This is a genomic window from Agromyces sp. NPDC058064 (assembly GCF_042885275.1).
In the GTDB taxonomy this organism is placed as follows: domain Bacteria; phylum Actinomycetota; class Actinomycetes; order Actinomycetales; family Microbacteriaceae; genus Agromyces.
On the sequence record NZ_JBHVSE010000002.1, the window covers coordinates 859,953 to 880,008 of the forward strand.

Annotated in this window: 18 protein-coding genes; 12 read left to right on the forward strand and 6 right to left on the reverse strand. The window is 72.3% G+C overall.

What is annotated here, in order from left to right; all coding sequences use genetic code 11:
* Positions 1 to 63 precede the first annotated feature (63 nt).
* A complete protein-coding gene (locus tag ACFVSL_RS09890; protein ID WP_386940612.1) occupies positions 64 to 621 on the forward strand; it encodes a helix-turn-helix domain-containing protein in 558 nt (185 codons plus the stop codon).
* A 5-nt stretch (positions 622 to 626) separates the two neighbouring features.
* Here the strand turns inward: ACFVSL_RS09890 and ACFVSL_RS09895 are convergent, their stop codons facing one another.
* A complete protein-coding gene (locus ACFVSL_RS09895; protein ID WP_386940614.1) occupies positions 627 to 1,607 on the reverse strand; it encodes an SIS domain-containing protein in 981 nt (326 codons plus the stop codon).
* Positions 1,571 to 2,746 (reverse strand): hypothetical protein, encoded by a 1,176-nt coding sequence (locus ACFVSL_RS09900; RefSeq protein WP_386940615.1) that lies wholly within the window; start codon positions 2,744 to 2,746, stop codon positions 1,571 to 1,573. The genes ACFVSL_RS09895 and ACFVSL_RS09900 overlap by 37 nt, the downstream gene beginning before the upstream one ends.
* 129 nt (positions 2,747 to 2,875) lie before the next feature.
* On the opposite strand from ACFVSL_RS09900, the gene ACFVSL_RS09905 reads away from it, so the two are divergent.
* Genes ACFVSL_RS09905 through ACFVSL_RS09920 form a run of 4 tightly spaced genes read left to right on the forward strand, consistent with a single transcriptional unit; the run spans position 2,876 to position 6,896 of the window.
* Positions 2,876 to 3,976: a spermidine/putrescine ABC transporter substrate-binding protein gene (locus ACFVSL_RS09905; protein WP_386940617.1), complete on the forward strand. Its 1,101-nt coding sequence runs from the start codon at positions 2,876 to 2,878 to the stop codon at positions 3,974 to 3,976.
* 4 nt (positions 3,977 to 3,980) lie between these two features.
* A complete protein-coding gene (locus ACFVSL_RS09910; RefSeq protein WP_386940620.1) occupies positions 3,981 to 4,883 on the forward strand; it encodes an ABC transporter permease in 903 nt (300 codons plus the stop codon).
* Positions 4,876 to 5,748, forward strand: coding sequence for an ABC transporter permease (locus tag ACFVSL_RS09915; protein ID WP_386940621.1), 873 nt, complete (start codon positions 4,876 to 4,878; stop codon positions 5,746 to 5,748). Before ACFVSL_RS09910 ends, ACFVSL_RS09915 begins: the two co-directional genes overlap by 8 nt.
* On the forward strand, positions 5,745 to 6,896 hold the full coding sequence (locus ACFVSL_RS09920) for an ABC transporter ATP-binding protein (protein WP_386940623.1): 1,152 nt from the start codon (positions 5,745 to 5,747) through the stop codon (positions 6,894 to 6,896). Before ACFVSL_RS09915 ends, ACFVSL_RS09920 begins: the two co-directional genes overlap by 4 nt.
* Here the strand turns inward: ACFVSL_RS09920 and ACFVSL_RS09925 are convergent.
* Complete coding sequence (locus ACFVSL_RS09925) at positions 6,878 to 7,486, reverse strand: TetR/AcrR family transcriptional regulator (RefSeq protein ID WP_386940624.1); 609 nt, start codon at positions 7,484 to 7,486, stop codon at positions 6,878 to 6,880. The two genes, ACFVSL_RS09920 and ACFVSL_RS09925, sit on opposite strands and share 19 nt — an antisense overlap.
* 134 nt (positions 7,487 to 7,620) lie before the next feature.
* On the opposite strand from ACFVSL_RS09925, the gene ACFVSL_RS09930 reads away from it, so the two are divergent.
* The 5 genes from ACFVSL_RS09930 to ACFVSL_RS09950 all read left to right on the forward strand — a co-directional run bounded on the left by ACFVSL_RS09930 (position 7,621) and on the right by ACFVSL_RS09950 (position 13,901).
* Positions 7,621 to 8,922, forward strand: coding sequence for a glycosyltransferase (locus tag ACFVSL_RS09930; RefSeq protein ID WP_386940626.1), 1,302 nt, complete (start codon positions 7,621 to 7,623; stop codon positions 8,920 to 8,922).
* Positions 8,919 to 10,370 carry an NAD(P)/FAD-dependent oxidoreductase gene (locus ACFVSL_RS09935; protein WP_386940628.1) on the forward strand — a complete coding sequence of 484 codons (1,452 nt, stop codon included), beginning with the start codon at positions 8,919 to 8,921 and terminating at the stop codon, positions 10,368 to 10,370. The genes ACFVSL_RS09930 and ACFVSL_RS09935 overlap by 4 nt, the downstream gene beginning before the upstream one ends.
* Before the next feature lie 43 nt (positions 10,371 to 10,413).
* Positions 10,414 to 11,868, forward strand: a complete 1,455-nt coding sequence (locus tag ACFVSL_RS09940; RefSeq protein WP_386940629.1) for an aminobutyraldehyde dehydrogenase — start codon at positions 10,414 to 10,416, stop codon at positions 11,866 to 11,868.
* Positions 11,869 to 11,945: 77 nt separating this feature from the next.
* Positions 11,946 to 12,869, forward strand: a complete 924-nt coding sequence (gene galU, locus ACFVSL_RS09945) for a UTP--glucose-1-phosphate uridylyltransferase GalU (protein WP_386940631.1) — start codon at positions 11,946 to 11,948, stop codon at positions 12,867 to 12,869.
* A 57-nt stretch (positions 12,870 to 12,926) separates the two neighbouring features.
* On the forward strand, positions 12,927 to 13,901 hold the full coding sequence (locus ACFVSL_RS09950; protein WP_386940632.1) for a cytochrome b/b6 domain-containing protein: 975 nt from the start codon (positions 12,927 to 12,929) through the stop codon (positions 13,899 to 13,901).
* A gap of 15 nt (positions 13,902 to 13,916) precedes the next feature.
* Here ACFVSL_RS09950 and ACFVSL_RS09955 read toward each other — a convergent pair whose 3' ends face one another.
* From ACFVSL_RS09955 to ACFVSL_RS09965, 3 genes are read right to left on the reverse strand one after another with little or no spacing between them, the layout of a single operon-like run.
* Positions 13,917 to 15,173, reverse strand: a complete 1,257-nt coding sequence (locus ACFVSL_RS09955; protein WP_386940634.1) for an amidohydrolase family protein — start codon at positions 15,171 to 15,173, stop codon at positions 13,917 to 13,919.
* Between the two features lie 46 nt (positions 15,174 to 15,219).
* A complete protein-coding gene (locus ACFVSL_RS09960) occupies positions 15,220 to 16,467 on the reverse strand; it encodes an MFS transporter (RefSeq protein WP_386940635.1) in 1,248 nt (415 codons plus the stop codon).
* On the reverse strand, positions 16,460 to 17,137 hold the full coding sequence (locus tag ACFVSL_RS09965; protein ID WP_386940637.1) for a FadR/GntR family transcriptional regulator: 678 nt from the start codon (positions 17,135 to 17,137) through the stop codon (positions 16,460 to 16,462). Before ACFVSL_RS09965 ends, ACFVSL_RS09960 begins: the two co-directional genes overlap by 8 nt.
* 96 nt (positions 17,138 to 17,233) lie before the next feature.
* Here ACFVSL_RS09965 and ACFVSL_RS09970 point away from each other — a divergent pair, with 96 nt between their 5' ends.
* Both ACFVSL_RS09970 and ACFVSL_RS09975 read left to right on the forward strand, forming a co-directional pair.
* The gene (locus ACFVSL_RS09970; protein WP_386940639.1) at positions 17,234 to 18,346 is read left to right on the forward strand and encodes an amidohydrolase family protein; all 1,113 of its coding nucleotides are present in this window, start codon (positions 17,234 to 17,236) and stop codon (positions 18,344 to 18,346) included.
* Between the two features lie 81 nt (positions 18,347 to 18,427).
* Positions 18,428 to 20,056 (forward strand): ABC transporter substrate-binding protein, encoded by a 1,629-nt coding sequence (locus tag ACFVSL_RS09975; RefSeq protein WP_386940641.1) that lies wholly within the window; start codon positions 18,428 to 18,430, stop codon positions 20,054 to 20,056.

The following is a 20,056-nucleotide window of genomic DNA, read 5'->3' on the forward strand; positions in this document are numbered from 1 at the left end:
GTGACATTGAGCACCATGTCATGCGTCGCGTCAAGGCCGGACACGAAACCTCGGAGGAGGCCCATGGAGGGCAACGACGTCGGAGGGCAGGTCCTCCGCTACCGCACGGCCCGGCGCATGACCCAGCGCGCCCTCGCGGAGGCGGCGGGCGTCACGAGCGGGTTCGTCAGCCAGCTCGAGACGGGGCGCGCGAACGCGACCATCGCCACGCTCCGGCGGATCGCCGACGCGCTCGGAGTCGGCCTCGTCGACCTCGTCGAGCCGGGCGCCGTGCCGGCCGCCCGCATCGTGCGCGCCGACGCGCGGCGCACCCTGTCGGCCGCGAACGGCATGACGAAGTGGTTCCTCACCGAGCCGCCCTTCGGGCACGTCGAGATGTACGCCGTCGCGATCGAGCCCGGGGGGTCGACCGGGCCCGAGCGCTACCATCACGGCGACGCCGAGGAGGTGCTGCTCGTGCTGGCCGGCGAGGTGCTCGTCGAGCTCGACGAGGAGCGCTACGAGCTCGGCGCCGGCGACACGATCGTCTACCCGAGCAGCGTGCCGCACCGGGTCTCGAACCCCGCAGATCGCACCGCCGAGCTGGTCTGGCTGAACAGCCCGCCGACGCCGGGCGGCTGAACGCCTCAGCGCAGCAGTCGCTCGGCCACGAGCTCGCCGACGAGCGTCTCGGTGAGCACCGCGACGCGCGCGTCGTCGTCGTGCTCGTGGCGGATCGCGAACTCCGAACCCGGAAGCGCACCGCCGACGGAGCCCCACCGCGAACCGCGCTCGCGCATCCACTCGAGCGCCTGGCCGTCCCAGTGCGAGCCGGCGAAGACGAGGGCCCGGTAGTCCTGCGTCTTCGTGAGGTAGACGTCGACGTGCGACCAGTCGCCCGACTCCGAGGCGAAGGCGCCGCGCCGCGGCACCTCGCGCAGCATGAGGGCCGACTGCTGCGCGCTCGAGAGGCGCTCGGCGGGCGCCAGGGTCCAGACTCCGTCGGGCCCGGCGACGAGCTCGGTCGCGGCCTCCAGCCAGTCGGCGGATGCCTCGAGCAGCCCCGCGTTCGCGACGGCGGCCCGCCGCACGACCTCGGCGTCGAAGCGGTCGGCGGGCGCGACGCCGGTGAGGGCCCCGAGCACTCCGTCGAGCACGGGGAAGGTCGCCCGGAACGTGCGGCACGCGACGCCGGACGCCTCGACCCCCGCGCCGAGCTCGACCACCGCGTCGGCCCGCGCGGCGAGCTCGGAGCCGGGCCGGTTCGTCACCGCGACGAGCGGCGTCGTGCCGCGGTAGCGCTCGATCGCACGCAGCACCTCGACGCTGCCGCCCGTCGCCGAGACCGCCACGACGGCGAGGTCCGGTGCGGGCGGGGGCAGCTCGTCGACGCTCGCGAGCTCGACCGTCGCGGTCGCGCCGGCCGCGCGGAACCGTCGTGCGACGACGTCGGCGGCGTAGCGGCTCGAGCCCATGCCGAGCACGAGCACGCGCGGAGGCCCGTCGGACCCCCGGCCGATCGCCGCCACTTCGTCGAGCCCGGGGAGGCCCGCCTCCAGCGCGTCGGCGAGCCGCGCGAGCGTCTCGGGGATCAGCTCGAGGTCGGATCGGAAGGCGGCGGTGTCCATGGCTGCTCCTGGCGGTCGTTCGTCGAGGGGTGGCGGTGGGTGATCGCGGCGTCGGGCGCGTACTGCCAGCGCGGCAGGAAGCGGGTCGCGTAGCGCAGCTCGGCGGCGAGCTGCTCGGCCTCGAAGCCCGCGAGGAGGCTCGCGTCGAACAGCTCGGGCCGGCGGAGGGCGTCGAGGTAGCCCGCGAGCAGGGCCGCGCGCGCACGGTCGGCCCAGGCGAACGCGGCCGGGTCGGCCCGACCGAGCCGCTTCTGGGCGACGGCCGCGACGAGGTCGATCGAGACGAGCAGGTGGGCGAGGTCGCGGGCCGCAGCGTCGGGTCGACCGCGCTCGGCCTCGTCGTGCTGCGGATCGCCGTCGAAGTCGATGACCGTGTAGCGGGCGTCGTCGCCGCCGGGCGCGGCGGGGGAGCGGAGCACCTGGCCGAGATGGAGGTCGCCGTGGATGGGGAAGACGAAGCCGGGTGCGCTCGCGGCGAGCGAGGCGACCGCGGTCTCGAGCGAGGGGAGCCGATTGCGCAGGCGGTCGCCCGCCGGGCCGTCGGTCTCGGCCACGGCGCCCGCGAGGGTCGCGCCGGCGCGGTCGACGCGCGCGCCGGGGGCCGCGGCGGCCTCGGGGGCGGCCTCGGCGCCGAGCGCCTCGTGGATCTCGGCGATGCGGCGCCCGAGCAGGGCCGGCCATGCGGGATCGTCGCGCTCGCCGGTCGTCACGGCGACGGCGTCGTCGACCGCCCAGGTCCAGCCGTCCTCCGCGCCGGGCAGGTAGTCGGTGATCACCGCGAGCACGCCCGTGCCGTGCGCCGGATGCCGCCAGCGGACGGTGCCGCGGAGGCGCTCGACGCCGTCGACCCCGGCCAGGTCGAGTCGCTCGAGCAGCCGCGCCGACCGTTCGGCCGCACCCCAGTTCGCGACGAGCTTCACGATGAGCCGCTCGTCGACGATGACCGAGACGTTGGTCTGGTCGACCGTGATCGCGCGCTCCGCGGCGGTCTCGGGCGACACCGAGGCATCCACCGTCGCCGCGAGCGCGCGTGCGACGCCGTCGCCCGCCGCGACCCGGCGACCGTCGAGTCGCAGGCCGCCGTCGTCGTCGACCGCGAGCGTTCGGCCGCCGATCGGAATGTGTTCGCCACTGAGCATCGAATTCATTGAATTCGGATTGTAACTATTCCGCAACCCCCGGATATTCACTGCGCTGAAGTCATTGCGGTTTCTTGATGCCTGCTGCAAGAATCGCTCAACCCTGCCCGTCGAAGTTCAGGAGTCACGATGACGTACCCGTTCCGCCGTCTCGCCCTCGCCGGGGCGGCCGCCGGCCTGCTCGCCCTCACCGCCTGCTCGTCGGCCGATGCCGGCGGCGGCGAAGCGCTCGACCCCGACGCCGACCTCAGCGAGCAGACGCTGACCGTGTCGATCTGGGCCGACTACTACCCCGAAGACCTCGCCGCCCAGTTCGAAGAGGCGACGGGGGTGAAGACCACGATCGTCAACCACACCACCAACGAGGACATCGTCGCGAAGCTCACCGCGAGCGCCGACTCCGGCATCGACGTCGCCTTCGTCTCGGGCCAGTACGCCCAGGCGCTCGGCGAGCAGGGGCTGCTCGCCGAGCTCGACAAGTCGCTCATCCCCAACGAGGAGAACCTCTACCCCGAGGCGCTCGAACTCGACTACGACGAGGGCAACGTCTACTCCGAGCCCTACGCGTGGGGCACGACCGGCCTCTGCTACCGCCCCGACCTCACCGGCTTCGCGCCGACGTCGTGGAACGACCTGCTGGACCCGAAGCCCGAGCTCGTCGGCAAGACGACGATGCTCTCGACCGACCGCTGGCTCGCCATGCCCGCACTGAAGGCCGCGGGCCACTCGGTCAACACGACCGACGACGCCGAGCTCGCCGAGGCGCAGGCCCAGCTGATCGAGACGAAGCCGACGCTCCTCGCCTACGACGACACGACCTTCTACTCGAAGCTGGTCTCGGGCGAGGCCGCGATGGTCGAGGCGTGGGACGGCTGGTGCAACTACGGCATCGCCGAAGACCCCACGATCGAGTTCGTCGTGCCCGACGAGGGCGCCGACCTCTGGGTCGACACGATGACCGTGCTCGAGTCCTCCGAGAACAAGGAGGCCGCGATGGCCTTCATCAACTACATCCTCGACCCCGAGGTGCAGACCTGGGTGGCCGAGAACATCCTCTACAAGGTGCCGAACCAGGCCGCGATGGAGGCGCTCGACCCCGCCCTGCTCGAGTCGTACCCGACCCTCGGCATCACCGTCGACCAGCTCTTCGAGCAGGAGGTCATCGTCGACCTGGGCGAGGACTCGCTGAAGTACGTCGACCTCAACTCCGAGGTCCTGGCGACCAACTGATCCCGTGACCACCACCTCCCACGAGGCGACCCCCGGCGTGCGCGCGAGCCGCGCGCGCCGGGGGCTCGCCCCAGTCCCGTTCCTCGCGCCGGGCATGCTCTACCTCATCGTCTTCATGGCGATCCCGGTCGGGCTCCTCGCGTTCTACACCTTCTTCAAGCGCGGCCGCTTCGGCGGGGTCGTCTTCGAGTTCACCCTCGACAACTGGGTGAAGCTGACCGAACCGCTCTACCTGGGCGTCATCGCCCAGTCGATCGCCATGGCGCTCGTCGTCACGCTGCTGGCGCTCGCGCTCGGCTACCCGATGGCGTACGCCATCGCCGGCCTCTCGCCGAGATGGCGCACCGTCGCCCTCATCGCCGTCGTGCTCCCCTTCTGGACCAACTTCCTCGTGCGCACCTACGCGTGGATCCTGCTCCTGAACAACGCCGGCCTCGTGAACCAGACGCTGCAGGGGCTCGGTCTCGTCGACGATCCCATCAGCATGCTGTACACGCCGCAGGCGATCGCGGTCGGCCTGCTCTACATGTACCTGCCGCTCATGGTGCTGCCGCTCTACGCCTCGCTGCAGCAGCTCGACCCCTCGCTCCGCGAGGCGGCGACGAACCTCGGCGCCAACCCGTGGCGGGCGTTCCGCACCGTCACCCTTCCGCTCTCGCTGCCGGGCGCGCTCACGGGCTGCGTCTTCGTCTTCGTGCCCGCGATGTCGAACTTCGTCATCCCCGAGCTCATCGGCGGCGGCAAGACGATCATGGTCGGCAACCTCGTGCGCGACCAGTTCTTCGAGGCGCGCGACTGGCCGTTCGGCGCGACGCTCGCGCTCCTGCTCACGATCATCCTGGTGCTCGTGATCGTGCTGCAGTCGGCGGTCTCGCGCCGCGTCACCGAAGGAGGACGTCGTGGCTGAGACGACGACCGAGACGACGGCGACGACCGCGACGACCGCGACGGGCTCGAGCCCGGTCGAGGCGACCACGGCGTCCGCGCGCACGCCGCGCCGCCGCCGGTTCCGCGGCATCCTCGTGCCGCTCTGGCTTGGCTACGTGTTCCTGTACCTGCCGATCCTCGTGGTCGTGGCGATGAGCTTCAACGACTCCGAGAACCTCTTCGTGTGGCGCGGGTTCTCGCTGCGCTGGTACCCCGAGGTGTTCGCCGACGGGGCGCTCATGCAGGGGCTCGGCAACACGCTCGTGGTCGCGACCGGCGCGACCGCGATCGCGACGGTGCTCGGCACGCTGCTCGCCTACGGCATCCAGCACTACACGCGCGGCGGTTTCGTGCGGGCGTTCGCGATCGCCCCGGCGATCCTGCCCGACCTGCTGCTCGGCATCGGGCTGCTCACCCTGTTCGCGCTGCTCGGCGTCACGCTCGGCCTCCACTCGGTGATCCTCGCGCACGGCGTCTTCGCGACGGCGTTCGTCACCGCGATCGTGCTCGCCCGCATGGCGAGCATCGACCCGAGCCTGGAGGAGGCGTCGCGCGATCTCGGCGCCGGGCCCGTGCGCACCTTCCTCAGGGTGACGCTGCCGCAGCTCGCGCCCGGCATCGTCGCCGGCGCGCTCCTCGCCTTCACCCTCTCGCTCGACGAGTTCGTGATCGCTTTCTTCACGACCGCACCCACCCAGCCCACGCTGCCGATCGTCATCTACTCGATGGTGCGCTTCGGGGTCACGCCCGAGGTGAACGCCCTCGCCACACTGCTGCTCTTCGTGAGCGTCGTGACCGTGATCGCGGCGCAGCGCCTGACCCGACTGACTGGATCCTCGAAATGACCACTGCACCGCTCGCACCGCTCCTCCGGGTCGACGGCGTCCGTGCCGTCTACGGCGACACCGTCGCCCTCCACGGCGTCTCGCTCGACATCGCCCACAACGAGTTCTTCGCCCTGCTCGGCCCGTCGGGCTGCGGCAAGACGACGCTGCTGCGATCGATCGCGGGGTTCGAGCAGCCCGCCGCAGGGCGCATCGAGCTCGACGGCGCCGACCTGCTCGGCACGCCGCCGCACCGTCGGCCCGTGAACATGATGTTCCAGAGCTACGCGCTGTTCCCGCACCTGAGCGTCGAGCGCAACGTCGCGTACGGGCTCGAGGCCGAGGGCGTGCCGTCCGCCGAGATCCGCCGCCGCGTCGGCGAGGTGATGGAGGCCGTGCGCCTCGCGCCGCTCGCCAAGCGCCGCCCAGGGCAGCTCTCGGGCGGGCAGCGGCAGCGCGTCGCGCTCGCCCGCGCCATCGTGAAGCGGCCGAAGCTGCTGCTGCTCGACGAGCCGCTCTCGGCGCTCGACCGGCAGGTGCGCGCCTCGATGCAGCTCGAGCTGAAGCGTCTGCAGCACGAGGTCGGCATGACCTTCGTGGTCGTCACCCACGACCAGGAGGAGGCCATGTCGATGGCCGACCGCATCGCGGTGCTGCGCGACGGGCGACTCGAGCAGCTCGCGACGCCGCAAGAGCTCTACCGGGCGCCGGCGAGCCGTTTCGTGGCGTCGTTCATCGGCACCGCGAATCTCCTCGACGGCCATGCGACCGCCGACGGCATCGCGGTCGACGGGCTCGGCGAGGTGCCGGTCGCCCACGCGCTCGCCGTCGGCGAGGAGGCGACGCTCGTCGTGCGGCCCGAGCACCTCGTGCTCGCACCGCTCGCGGGCGGATCGTCGTCCTCGGCGGGCTCGCTCAGCGGCGAGGTCGTCGACACCTACTTCCTCGGCGGCGCGTCGACGGTCTCGATCGAGGTCGCCGGCCTGCCCGCGCCCGTGCTCGCGACGGTGCCCGGCACGACCGAGTTCGCGCGCGGCGCGAACGTCGAGCTGCGCATCGGTGAGGCGTCGCTCGTCTCGCGCGATCCCGCGGAGCCCGGCTCGGTCGGCACCTCGATCCCGACGAGCGCGGTGCCCGCCGTGCCCGCCGATCAGTCGGCGAGCGTGTGACCGGTCGCGAGCCGGGCGTACGCGAGCAGCAGCTCGCGGGCGCCGCCGTGATCGATGGTGGGATGCTTCGCCACGATCCGGTAGCCGTACGCGTCCTCCAGTGCGACGAGGTTGCGCGCGATGACGAGCGAGGGCTGCGCGAGGGTGAAGAGCTCGCGCGCGGCGCCCTGCTCGAGCACCACCTGGTACATGCCGACCTGGCGGTCGTAGAGGGTCGTGAGCAGCGACGCCATGAGGCCGTTGCGGCCCGCCGAGCCGCCGAGCTCGCAGAGCAGGCGCACCTCGGCGTCGTCGGGGCCGCTCGGCAGGCCCGAGTCGACGAGCGCGATGAGCCGGGCGACGGGGTCGTCGGGGAGGCTCTCGAGCATCCGCACCCGCTCCTCGTAGAAGCGCTCCATTCCCGCCCGGTTCGCCTCGAACATGAGCTCGTCGATGTCGGGGTAGTAGTAGAGCACGGCGCTCGAGGTGAGGCCGGCCTCCTCCGCGACGCGGTTCAGGCGAGCCCCTTCGGGGCCGTGCGCGGCGATCGCGCGCTGCGCGGCGGCGACGAGCTGGCTGCGTCGCTCCTCCTGGCGCTTCGGTCGGGCCATCGAGCACTCCTTCGTGCGAATCGAATTGTCTGTGCTGCTGCTCAATATTAGGGCGAAAACTCTTGATATGTCTGGTCAACACGCACCAGAATTCTCTAAACTCCGATACAAGAAACTCGTATGAGAGGTCGATGATGACTGACGGACGACTGACGATCCTGTTCATGCCCGAGAGCGCGTACGGGCCGACGAACAACTGCATCGGCATCGGTGCCGAGCTGCTGAAGCGCGGCCACCGCGTCGTGTTCGCCGCCGAGCGGTCGTGGGAGGGCAGGCTCGCCGCCCTCGGCTTCGAGGAGGACCTCGTCGACCTCGCCCCGGCGCCCGAGGAGGAGGTCGAGCAGGACGCGGGGCAGTTCTGGAAGGACTACATCCGCGAGGTCTCGCCCGAGTTCCGCAAGACCACCTCCGAGCAGCTCGAGACCGTCACGCTGCCCATCTGGCAGGCGCTCGTCGACGGCGCGAAGTACTGCGAGCCGCAGCTGCAGGCCATCATCGAGCGGGTACGGCCCGACGTCGTCATCGAGGACAACGTGATCGCCTTCCCCGCGCTCGTGACGGCCGACGCGCCGTTCGTGCGGATCGTGTCGTGCAACCCCCTCGAGGTGCCCGGCGACGAGATCGCCCCTGTCTTCTCGGGCCTCGCGGCCGACGACCGCGCGGCATGGCCGGCCTTCCGCGCCGAGTACGAGCGCACCCATCGGCAGCTGTGGCAGGAGTTCGACGCCTGGGTGCAGGAGCAGGGCGCACCGGCGCTGCCCGAGCTCGAGTTCATCCACCGCGGCGACGAGAACCTCTACGTCTACCCCGAGGTGCTCGACTACCACGGCGAGCGGCCGCTCGACGAGACCTGGCACCGCCTCGACTCCTCGGTGCGCGAGACCGAGCAGGCGCCGGCCGACCTGCCCGCCTCGTTCACCGACGGCAGCCGCCCGCTCGTCTACTTCAGCCTCGGCTCGCTCGGCTCGGCCGACGTCGAGCTCATGCAGCGGGTCATCGCCGCGCTCGCCGACCAGCCGGTCAACGTCATCGTGTCGAAGGGACCGCTGCACGAGGAGTTCGAGCTCGCCGAGAACATGTGGGGCGCCGAGTTCCTGCCGCAGACGCGAATCCTGCCGCTCGTCGACCTGGTGATCACGCACGGCGGCAACAACACGACGACCGAGGCGCTGCACTTCGGCAAGCCGATGATCCTGCTCCCGCTCTTCTGGGACCAGTACGACAACGCCCAGCGCGTGCACGAGCAGGGGTTCGGCCTCCGGCTCGACCCCTACCGCTTCACGCCCGACGAGCTCGCGGGCGCCGTGCGCTCCCTGCTCGCCGATGCCGAGCTGCGCGAGCGCACCGCGGCCGCCGGCGCCGACATCCGTTCGCGCGACGGCCTGTCGGCCGCGGCCGACGTGATCGAGCGCGTCGGCGCGCGGGAACGGGTGTGAGCCGCACCACGGCCCCGGCCGGCGCCGACGTGCGGGCGACGGCGAGGGCCGCGCTCGCCGATGCCGCTCCTCGCCCGTTCTGGACCGACCGGGCCGCAGGGCCCGGCGCCAGCGCCGCGCCCGCCGCCCGGCCCGCCCTGACCGCCGCGACCGACGCCGACCTCGTCGTCATCGGCGGCGGCTTCACCGGGCTGTGGACGGCATGGCGGTCGCTCGAGCGCGACCCCGGGGCATCCGTCGTGGTGCTCGAGGCCGAACGCGTCGCCCACGGCGCGACCGGCCGCAACGGCGGGTTCGTCTCGAGCTCGCTCACGCACGGGCTCACCCACGGCACCGCGATCTGGCCCGACCAGGTCGGCGCCCTCCACGAGGAGGGCGAGCGCAACCTCGCCGAGCTCGTCGCGACGATCGAGCGTGCGGGCATCGACTGCGGTCTGAGCCGCGCGGGCAAGACGACGATCGCCGTCGAGCCGTGGCAGCTCGACGGCCTGCGCGAGGCGCACGAGCTCGGCGCACGGCACGGGGTCGCACTCGAGCTGCTCGACCGCGACGAGATGCAGGCCGACGTGCACTCGCCGAGCTATCTCGGCGGACTCCGCGATCGCACCGGCACGGTGCTCATCGACCCCGCGCGGCTCGCGTGGGGCATGGCCGCCGAGCTCGAGCGCCGGGGGGTGCGCATCTTCGAGGCCTCCGCCGCGACCGGCCTCGACCGCCACGGCGAAGGGGTGCGCGTGCGCACCGCCCTCGGCCACGTCGACGCGCGGAACGCGGTCGTCGCGACCGCGGCCTACCCGTCGCCGCTGCGCCGGCTGGGCAACTACATCATGCCGCTCTACGACCACGTGCTCATGACCGAGCCGCTCGATGCTCGGCAGCGCGCCGCGATCGGCTGGGCCGAGGGGCAGGGGCTCACCGACGCGGGCAACCAGTTCCACTACTACCGGCCGACCGCCGACGGGCGCATCCTCTTCGGCGGCTGGGACGCGGTGTACTACTTCGGCGGCAGGGTCGACGCGAGCCTCGAGCAGCGCGACGCCTCCCACGAACTGCTCGCGCGGCACTTCTTCGAGACGTTCCCGCAGCTCGAGGGCCTGCGCTTCACGCACCGGTGGGCCGGCCCGATCGACTCGACCACGCGGTTCACCGCGGCGTACGGCACGGCGCGCGGCGGCCGGGTCGCCTACGCGGTCGGGCACACGGGGCTCGGCGTGGGCGCGTCGAGATTCTCGGCGGATGTCGCGCTCGACCTGCTGGCGGGCGAGCCCACCTCCCGGCTCCGCTACGACATCGTGCGTCGCCGGCCGTTCCCCATCCCGCCCGAGCCGCTGCGCAATCCGATCGTGCAGTTCACCCGGCGCTCCATCCTCGCGGCCGACGCGCACGAGGGCCGCCGCAACCTGTGGCTGCGCACCCTCGACCGCTTCGGCCTCGGATTCAACTCCTGACCACCGGGCCCAGTGCCCGCGACCGCTCTCGAAAGGAGCACCCATGACGACCGGCACCTTCATCGGGGAGTACCGCCCCGGCACCGGCGGCGACGCCGTCATCACGAACCCCGCGACCGAGCAGGAGGTCGCGTCGTTCACCGCCTCGGGCGTCGCCGACGTCGACGAGGCCGCCGCCGCAGCGCGCGCCGCGCAGCCCGCCTGGGCGGCGAAGACGCCGGGGGAGCGCTCGCTGGCACTGCTCCGCCTCGCCGACGCGCTCGAGGCCGACGCCGAGCACCTCGCGAAGCTCGAGGTCGAGGACTCGGGCAAGCCGTGGACGACCGCGTTCGACGGCGAACTGCCCTTCGGCATCGACAACCTCCGCTTCTTCGCGGGTGCGGCGCGCTCGCTCGACGGCACCGGGGCCGGATCGTTCTCGAACGGCTACACCTCGATCCTCACCCGGCGACCCGTGGGCGTGGTCGCGGGCATCACGCCGTGGAACTTCCCGCTCATCATGGCGATCTGGAAGGCCGGCCCCGCGCTCGCCGCGGGCAATGCGGTGATCGTGAAGCCCGCCCCCGCGACGCCGCGCACGACCCTCCGCTTCGCGGAGCTCGCCCTCGAGGCAGGGCTGCCCGCCGGCATCTTCAACGTCGTCACGGGCGACGCCGAGGTGGGCCAGGCGCTCGTCACGCACCGCGAGGTCGACATGGTGAGCGTCACCGGCTCGACCCAGACGGGCAAGGCCGTCATGCGCGGCGCGGTCGAGGGCGTCAAACGCGTGCATCTCGAGCTCGGGGGCAAGGCGCCCGTCATCGTCTTCGCCGATGCCGACCTCGGCGCCATGGCCCAGGCCGTCACGATGGGCGCCACCTACAACTCGGGCCAGGACTGCACCGCGGCGACCCGGGTCTACCTCGAGCGCTCGGTCTACGACGACGGCGTCGCGGCGCTGCGACAGGCCGTCTCGGGTGTCGTCGCGGGCGATCCGATGAGCCCCGAGACGCACATCGGGCCGCTCGTGTCGCGGGCCCACCGCGAGCGGGTCGAGGGCTTCGTCTCGCGTGCCGTCGCCGAGGGCGCCGAGGCGCTCGTCGGCGGCCGCTCCCTCGAGGGCATCGGCTCCTACTTCGCGCCGACGCTGCTCGTCGGCGCGGCCCAGTCGTCCGAGATCGTCCAGGGCGAGGTCTTCGGTCCGGTGCTCGTCGTGCTGCCCTTCGACGGCGAGGCCGAGGGCATCGCGCTCGCGAACGACAGCGCGTACGGGCTCGCCTCCTCGGTCTGGACGAGCGACGTCGGCCGCGCACTGCGGGTCAGCCAGTCGCTCGACGTGGGCGTGACCTGGGTGAACGACCACCTGCCGATCGCCTCGGAGGCGCCGCACGGCGGCGTCAAGGGCTCGGGCTTCGGCAAGGACATGTCGATCGAGCCGCTGCTCGACTACTCGGTCACCCGCCACCTCATGATCCGGCACGCCCCGCCGCCCGAGACGACCGGGTTCCGGCCCGCCTGAGCCGGGCGGGGCGGCACGACGCCGGCCGCGCAGGCCGGCTCCACGAGCAGATCGACGACGATGACGGAGAGACGACGATGACGGAGAGCACGGCGGCGCCCGCGAACGGGCGGATCACGAAGGCGGTCATTCCTGCGGCGGGGTTGGGGACGCGGTTCCTGCCGGCGACGAAGGCGATGCCGAAGGAGATGCTGCCGGTGGTCGACAAGCCGGCGATCCAGTACGTGGTCGAGGAGGCGGTGAATGCCGGCCTGACGGATGTGTTGATGATCACGGGTCGGAACAAGAACGCGTTGGAGAATCACTTCGACCGGGTGGCCGAGTTGGAGGCGACCCTGGAGCGCAAGGGCGACACGGCCAAGCTCGAGAAGGTGAACGAGTCGACCGAGCTGGCCGACATGCATTACGTGCGTCAGGGCGACCCGTTGGGGCTCGGGCATGCGGTGCATCGGGCGCACATGCATGTGGGGGATGAGCCGTTCGCGGTGCTGCTGGGTGATGACATCATCGACGCGCGGGACGAGTTGCTGACGCGGATGCTGGACGAGCAGGTCCGGCGGGATGCGTCGATCGTGGCGTTGCTGGAGGTGGATCCGGATCAGATCCACTTGTACGGGGCGGCGCAGGTGGAGGCGACGGACGATCCGGACGTGGTGCGGATCACGGGTCTGGTGGAGAAGCCGGCGAAGGAGGTCGCGCCGTCGAACTATGCGGTGATCGGCCGGTACGTGCTGAAGCCGCAGGTGTTCGACGTGCTGGAGGACACGGCGCCGGGCAAGGGCGGTGAGATCCAGTTGACCGACGCGTTGATGACGATGGCGGAGGACGTGGAGGGCACGGGCGGGGTGTACGGGGTCGTGTTCCGTGGTCGCCGGTACGACACGGGCGACAAGCTGGACTACATCAAGGCCGTGATCCAGCTCGCGGTCGATCGCGACGACCTCGGCGTGGAGCTGAAGAGCTGGCTCTCGGGCTACGTACGGGGGCTCGATGCCCACTGAGCGACTTCGTGACATCCGGGTTTGCATCGAGCCGCGGCCTTTGTCACGCTGAGAGACGTGCCGTCATCCCTGCGCTCCGCACTCGTCGCGGGCCTCTCCGCGAAGCGCCTGCTCCTCATCGCCGGCGGCCTGCTCGTCCTCCTCGCGGTGGCCGTGCTCGTCGCGCGGGGCCTGCGCACCCTGCCCGCCGTCGAGGCGTTCATCACCGAGTACCCCGGCCACACCCCGTTGCCCGAGGGGGCTCCCGTCGGCATCCCGGCCTGGCTCGGCTGGCAGCACTTCTTCAACGCCTTCTTCCTCGTGATGCTCGTGCGCACGGGGCTCATCGTGCGGTCGAAGGCCCGCCCGCCCGCGTTCTGGACGCGCGACAACACGCGGTGGCCGCGTACCAAGGGAGCCCCGCGCCGACTCGGCATCTCGGTGTGGCTGCACCTCGTCGTGGACGCGTTCTGGGTGCTGAACGGCGTCGTCTACGTCGTGCTGCTGTTCGCGACCGGGCAGTGGGTGCGCATCGTGCCGACGAGCTGGGACGTGGTGCCCGGCTCGATCTCGGTCGTGCTGCAGTACCTCTCGCTCGACTGGCCGACCGAGAACTCGTGGGTGTCGTACAACGACGCCCAGGTGCTCGCGTACTTCGCGATCGTCTTCATCGCCTCGCCGCTCGCGATCCTCACGGGGCTCCGGCTCTCGCCGGGCTGGCCGCTCGAGGGCCCGCTCGCGCGGGCCGTGCCCGAGCGCGCCGCCCGTGCGCTGCACTACCCCGTGATGCTGTTCTTCCTGCTCTTCACCTTCGCGCACGTCGTGCTCGTGCTCGCGACCGGGGCGCTGCGCAACCTCAACCACATGTACGCGGCACGGGAGTCCGACGACTGGGTCGGCTTCGCGATCTTCGCCGTCTCGATCGTCGTCATGGTCGGCGGCTGGGTGCTCGCGCGCCCGCTGCTGCTCGTGCCTGCGGCCGAGCGCTTCGGCCAGGTGCGGCGGATGCCCCAGGCTCCGCCCGCACCGAAGCGCACCGCCGCCCGCGGCTGAGCGGCGGAGCAGCCGTCAGCCGACGACCCGGAGCCCGTCGGCGACGACCCGCCCGTCGTGGAGCACCGTGCGGTCCGAGCCGCGGTCCATGACGGCGCTCGTCGGGGTCTCGCCGTCGACGAGCACGAGGTCGGCGCGGTCGCCGACCGCGAGGCCCGGGCGGTCGCCGACGCCGGCGAGTCGCGGCGAGCCGGCGTCCATGATGCTCGCGCCGCCCATCGTGGCGATCGCGAGGCAGTGCTCGATCAGCTCGTCGCGGCGGAACCCGCGCGTGAACGCGAGCTGCCAGGTGCGATCGAGCAGGTCGCAGTTGCCGTACGGGCTCCAGTAGTCGCGCTGGCCGTCCTCGCCGAGGCCGACCCTGACCCCGGCCTCGGCGAGGTCGACGAGCGAGAGCTGGCCGGATGCGGCTGGGGCGACGGTGGCGAGCGCGATGTCGAGCTCGGCGAAGCCGTCGATCAGGCGTCGGCTCGTGGCATCCGACACCGAACCCAGGCTGTACGCGTGCGACATCGTGACCCTGCCCTGCATGCCGAGGGCACGCGTGCGCTCCATCACCAGCTCGGTGCTGAACACGGCGAGCTCGCCGGGCTCGTGGAGGTGGATGTCGACCGCGACCCCGTGCTTCTCGGCGAGGCCGAAGACCAGGTCGAGGTGGCGTGCCGGATCGCGATCGAGCTCGCACGGGTCGATGCCGCCGACGACGTCGGCACCCGCGGCGAGTGCGGCGTCGAGGACCTCCACCGAGCCCGCCTCGCGGAGGAGCCCGGCCTGCGGGAACGCGATGACCTGCACGTCGGCGTGCCCGGCGAACCGCTCCTTCGCGGCCATGACCGCCTCGAAGCGCTCGAGGCCGCAGTCGACGTCGACCTGCGCGAAGCTGCGGACCCGGGTGGTGCCGTGCGCGATCATGCGCTCGAGGGTGCCGGCGACGCGCTCGGCGAGCGGCACCTCGGCGTCGCGCCAGTTCGCGCGGTCGTTCATCACCATCGTCCAGACGCCGGGGCCGCCGGTGTGCGGCCGGAACGGCAGGCCGATGCGGGTCGAGTCGAGGTGCACGTGCACGTCGCTGAACGCGGGGAGGAGGAGACGGCCCCGGCCGTCGAGCTCGCCGTCTCTGCCTTCTCCGCCGGGGCGGGCGGGGGAGTCGGGCGCCCCCGCCGGCCGCGGCCGTGCCGCGCCGTCGTGGGGGAGGACCTCGGCGATGCGACCGCCGTCGATCCGGACATCGGCGGCGGCGGAGCCCCAGGGGCGGACGTTTCGGATGAGCATGTGCGGTCCTTCGGGAGTGGCGGTGGTGGAGGCGGGGGAGCGCAGATCAGCCGCGGTGCGGCCCCTCGAGCTGCTCGGCATCGTGCGTCGGCCGTGTCGGCATCGGCGTCGCTCGGAGGGGCCGCCCCGCCAGGACGCCGAAGACGAGCTGGGCGGCCGCGACGCCGAGGAGCGCGGCGAGCAGCGTCGACCACCCGACGCCCGCCGTCGAGAACATGCCGAGCGCGAGCGGGCCGAGCGCGGCGATCGCGTAGCCGACGCCCTGGGCCACCGCCGAGAACGAGGCGGTGCGCGCGGCGCTCGGCGCCTTCTGCACGATGAGCCCGACGGCGAGGCCGAATGCCGCGCTCTGCGCGACGCCGAGCACCGCGACGAACACGGCGGCCGACGAGGCCGGGGCGAAGGCGAGCCCCCCGAGCCCCGCGGCAGAGAGCAGCGAGACGACCGCCGTCACGGCCGACTGGCTGCGGAAGCGCGCGGCGATCGTGGGTGCGAGGAGCGCGGCGGGGATCCCGGCGATGCTGAGCCAGGCGAGCAGCAGCCCGCCGGTCGCGGCGTCGGCGCCGCGGTCGACCACGATCGTCGGGAGCCAGGCGGTGAGCGCGAAGTAGATCAGCGCCTGGCATCCGAAGAACCCCGTGACCGACCACACTCGCGGGGCGCGCAGGATCGAGCCGTCGCCCGCCCGCGAGCTCGGCTCGCCCGCACCCGTCGCCGCCACGGCCAGGCGCGGCGCCGCGAGCAGCGCGAACACCGCGACGAGGCAGATCGGGAGCGCCCAGACGAGCAGCGCCGTGGCGGCGTCGCCGCCGAGCGCGTCGAACAGCGGCATCGCGAGCGCGGCGCCGAGTGCCGCGCTGACGCCGAACACGGAGGTGTACACGCCCGACCAGAGCCCCTGGCGCCGCCCCAGATGGGTGCGCACGAGCTGCGGGGTGAGGATGCCGAGCAACGAGATGCTCGCCCCGACGACCACGGTTCCCGCGATGAGGGCGGTCGGGCCGAGCGGGCGCACGAGCATCGCGAGGCCGAGCGCCATCAGCAGGACGGCGGCGGCCCGATCGACCCCGAACCGCCGGGCGAACACCGGCGCGAGCGGGGCGGCGAGCCCGAACAGCAGCACGGGGATGGCGCTCAGCGTCGCGAGCCCCGCTGCGCTGAAGTCGTACGCGGTCTCGATCTCGGGCAGCAGCGCCGACACGCTCGTGATCGGCGACCGCACCGAGAGGCCGATGCCGACCACGAGCACGCCGGCGAGGAGCGGGGCGCCGATGCCGACGCCCCGCTCAGTCATGCAGGGACTGCTCGGTCTGGTCGAGGACGCCGAGGGCAGCCGCCGTGGCCGCGTCGACGTCGCGAGCGGCGATCGCGTGGAGGAGCGCCTCGTGCAGGTCGACGACGCTCGGGTCGGCGTTGTTCGAGAGGCACGAGTTGTGCGCGACCGACTGGCGCAGCGAGCCGTCGAAGCTCGCGTAGATGCCGACGAGGAGCCGGTTGTGCGAGGCCTCCGCGACGCCGACGTGGAACGCGACGTCGTGGTTCGCGAAGGCGTCGACGTCGCTGCGGCTGATGGCCTGGCGCCGCAGGGCGAGCTCGCCCCTGAGGGCGGCGAGGTCGGCGTCGGTCCGGTGCAGGGCGGCCTCGCGCGCGGCGAGCACGTCGAGCGCGCGTCGCACGGTGAGGACCTCGCGCGAGTCGGCACCGCCGAGGGTGCGGCGCAGCGCCACCTCGGTCGCGTCGCTCGCGACGACGTAGGTGCCGTCGCCCTGGCGGGTCTCGAGGAGGCCGAGCTGCACGACCGAGCGCACGGCCTCGCGCACGGACGGTCGGCTGACGCCGAGGCGCTCGGTGAGTTCGGCCTCGGTCGGGATGCGCGTGCCGATCGGCCAGGCGCCGGAGGCGATCTCGGTGTTCAGGCGGTCGACCACGGTGTCGACGAGTGACTTGCGTCGGATGGGTTCCACGGGTCCATTCTCTTCCAGCTCGAAAGTATGGTTATCATAACATCTGACAAATACGGCGCAGGTGCCCGCCACCCTCGAACGAAGGAGTTCGCCCACATGGCAGACGCGATCACGACGATCGACCACGACCGCGCCCGGGCCGCAGAGGTCGCGGCGGTTCCGGCCCCCGACGTCGTCGTCGCCCCGGCGCTCGTCGATGCGCACATCCACCCCGACAAGTCGAGCTGGGGCGGGCGATGGGCGTCGCGCCGCCCCGCGGCATCCCTGCGTGAGCTCATCGCGGGCGACCTCGCGACGCAGCTCGCCGAGACGCGCAGCGTGGAGGAGCGCGCGTTCGCCCTGCTCAGCGCGGCCCGCGCGAACGGCACGCTGGGAATGCGCGCGCACGTCGACGTCTCGACCGAGCTCGGCCTCCGCAACGTCGAGGGCGTCCGCGCGGCCGCCGAGCGGCTCGCCCCCGAGCTCACCGTGCAGATCGTGGCATTCCCGCAGTTCGGGCTCCTCACGAACCCCGGCACGCTCGACGTCATGGCGGCGGCGCTCGGGGCCGGCGCCGACCTCGTCGGCGGCATCGATCCGCTCGGCCTCGAGGGCGACGTCGACGCGCACCTCGACGCGGTGTTCGGCCTGGCGCAGCGCGCCGGGCGCGATCTCGACATCCACCTGCACGACGGCGGCGAGCCCGGGCTCGCCCAGATCCGCGAGATCGCGGCGCGCACCGTCGCGGCCGGCATGCAGGGCCGGGTCACCGTGAGCCACGCCTTCGCCCTCGCGGATGCCTCGGCCCCGTCGTTGCGCGACACGCTCGACCGCGTCGCGGCGGCCGGCCTCTGGGTCACGACCTGCGCGCTCGGCGACGACCCCGTACCCGACCTCGCGCTGCTCGAGTCGCACGGCGTGCAGCTCGCCGCCGGGTCCGACGGCGTCCGCGACTCGTGGAGCCCGTTCGGCACCGGCAGCATGGTCGACCGCGCGCACCTGCTCGCGTACCGCACCGGCGCGAGGACCGACGCCGAGCTCGAGCGCTGCTACCGCATCTCGTCCATCGAGGGGGCCCGCCTGATCGGCGCCGCCGACCTCGCCGACTGGTCGGGGCCCACCCACCCCGCCCGGCTGGAGTTCCACGGCGAGTCGCTCGCCCAGATCGTGGTCGACCGGCCGACGCCCGAGCGCGTCATCCGCGACGATCGCGCCCTGCACCGGCGCTGAACGCGCCGGGCGATCCTTCCCGCACCCTTCCGCACCGATCCCCTCATGCACCACCACGACACCACGACGAAGGAGTTCCCCGTGTCACGACGCCGCATCCTGACCGCGTCGGCCGCATTGGCCGTCATCGGTCTCACCCTCACCGCCTGCACGGCAGCGCAGAACGACGGCGAGGAGGGCGGTCTCTCGATCGACCTCGCCGACCTCGCCACGACGACCGAGCCGGGCACGCAGCCCGTCGACGAGGTCAAGTGGAACCTGCCGTACGAGCCGATGTCGCTCGACCCCATCTTCGGCTTCAACTACGCCGAGAACACCGTCACCGCGAACCTCTGCGAGAGCCTCGTGCGCCTCACTCCCGAGCTCTCGACCGAGCCCGGACTCGCCTCCGCGGTCGACCAGCCCGACGACACCACGATCGTCTACACGATCCGCGACGGCGTCACCTTCTGGAACGGCAACCCGCTCACCGCCGAGGACGTCGCCTACTCGTTGCAGCGCCAGCTCGGCGAGACCGCGACGAGCTACTTCTCGAGCTACTTCCAGAACGTCGCCTCGGTCGACGTCACCGCGCCCGACCAGGTGACGGTGAAGCTCACCCAGCCCGACGTGCTGTTCACGCAGGCGATGGGCACCGCGGCCGGCGCGATCGTCGAGAAGGCCGCCGCCGAGGCGGAGGGAGACGCGTTCGGCACCCCGAGCGGCGGCCTCTCGTGCACCGGGCCCTTCTCGCTCGCCGCGTGGAACTCGGGCAAGAGCATCGAGCTCGCCGCGAACGAGGGCTACTGGGGCGAGGTGCCGCTCGCGGCGAAGCTCAGCTTCAGCTTCATCGCCGACGAGTCGACCGCGGTCAACGCGCTGCGCACGGGCGACGTCGACGGCCAGTACTTCTACCTGCCGCCCGCAGGGCTCACCCAGCTCGCGAACAGCGACGAGGTCACGACGAGCTACGGCAAGTCGCTCGTCTTCTGGACCATGGTCACCGCGAACTTCGACGGCGGGCTCGGCGACGACCGCATCCGCCAGGCGCTCTCGCTCGCGATCGACCGCGCGGCCCTCACGAAGGTCGTCTTCCAGGGCGCCGGCATCCCGGCGACGACCCTCGCCGGCCCCGACTACTGGGGCTACGAGACCGCCGCCTTCGAGGAGGCGTCGAAGGAGTTCTCGGCCGACCCCGACCTCGAGGAGGCGAAGCGGCTCGTCGCCGAGGCCGGAGCGCCCGACGCGCCCATCGTGCTCGCAGTGCAGGGCAGCTCGGCCGTGCACGAGCAGACCGCGAACGTGATCCAGGCCGCGGGGCAGGCGATCGGGCTCGAGATCGAGACGAAGGTCATCCCGGTCGAGCAGTTCGGCAACCTCTACTTCGACCCGACCGCGCGCGAGGGCATCGACGGCTTCTTCACGACCAACTACGGCAGCTTCGCCGACGCGCTCGACGTGTACCAGTTCTTCGCGTCGACCGACAGCCACAACTACACCGGCTGGGACAGCGCCGACGAGCAGCTCTTCGCCGCCCGCGCCGAGACCGACCCGGCCGCCCGCGCCGACCTCGTGATCGACGCGCAGCGCATCATCACGACCGAGCTGCCGTGGATCCCGCTCGCGTACGAGCCCGTCACGCTCGTGCAGAACGACCGCATCTCGGGCGCGACCGCCTCGTTCGCGTACCTCTACGCACCGTGGGCCGCGACCATCGGCGGGGTGGAGTAG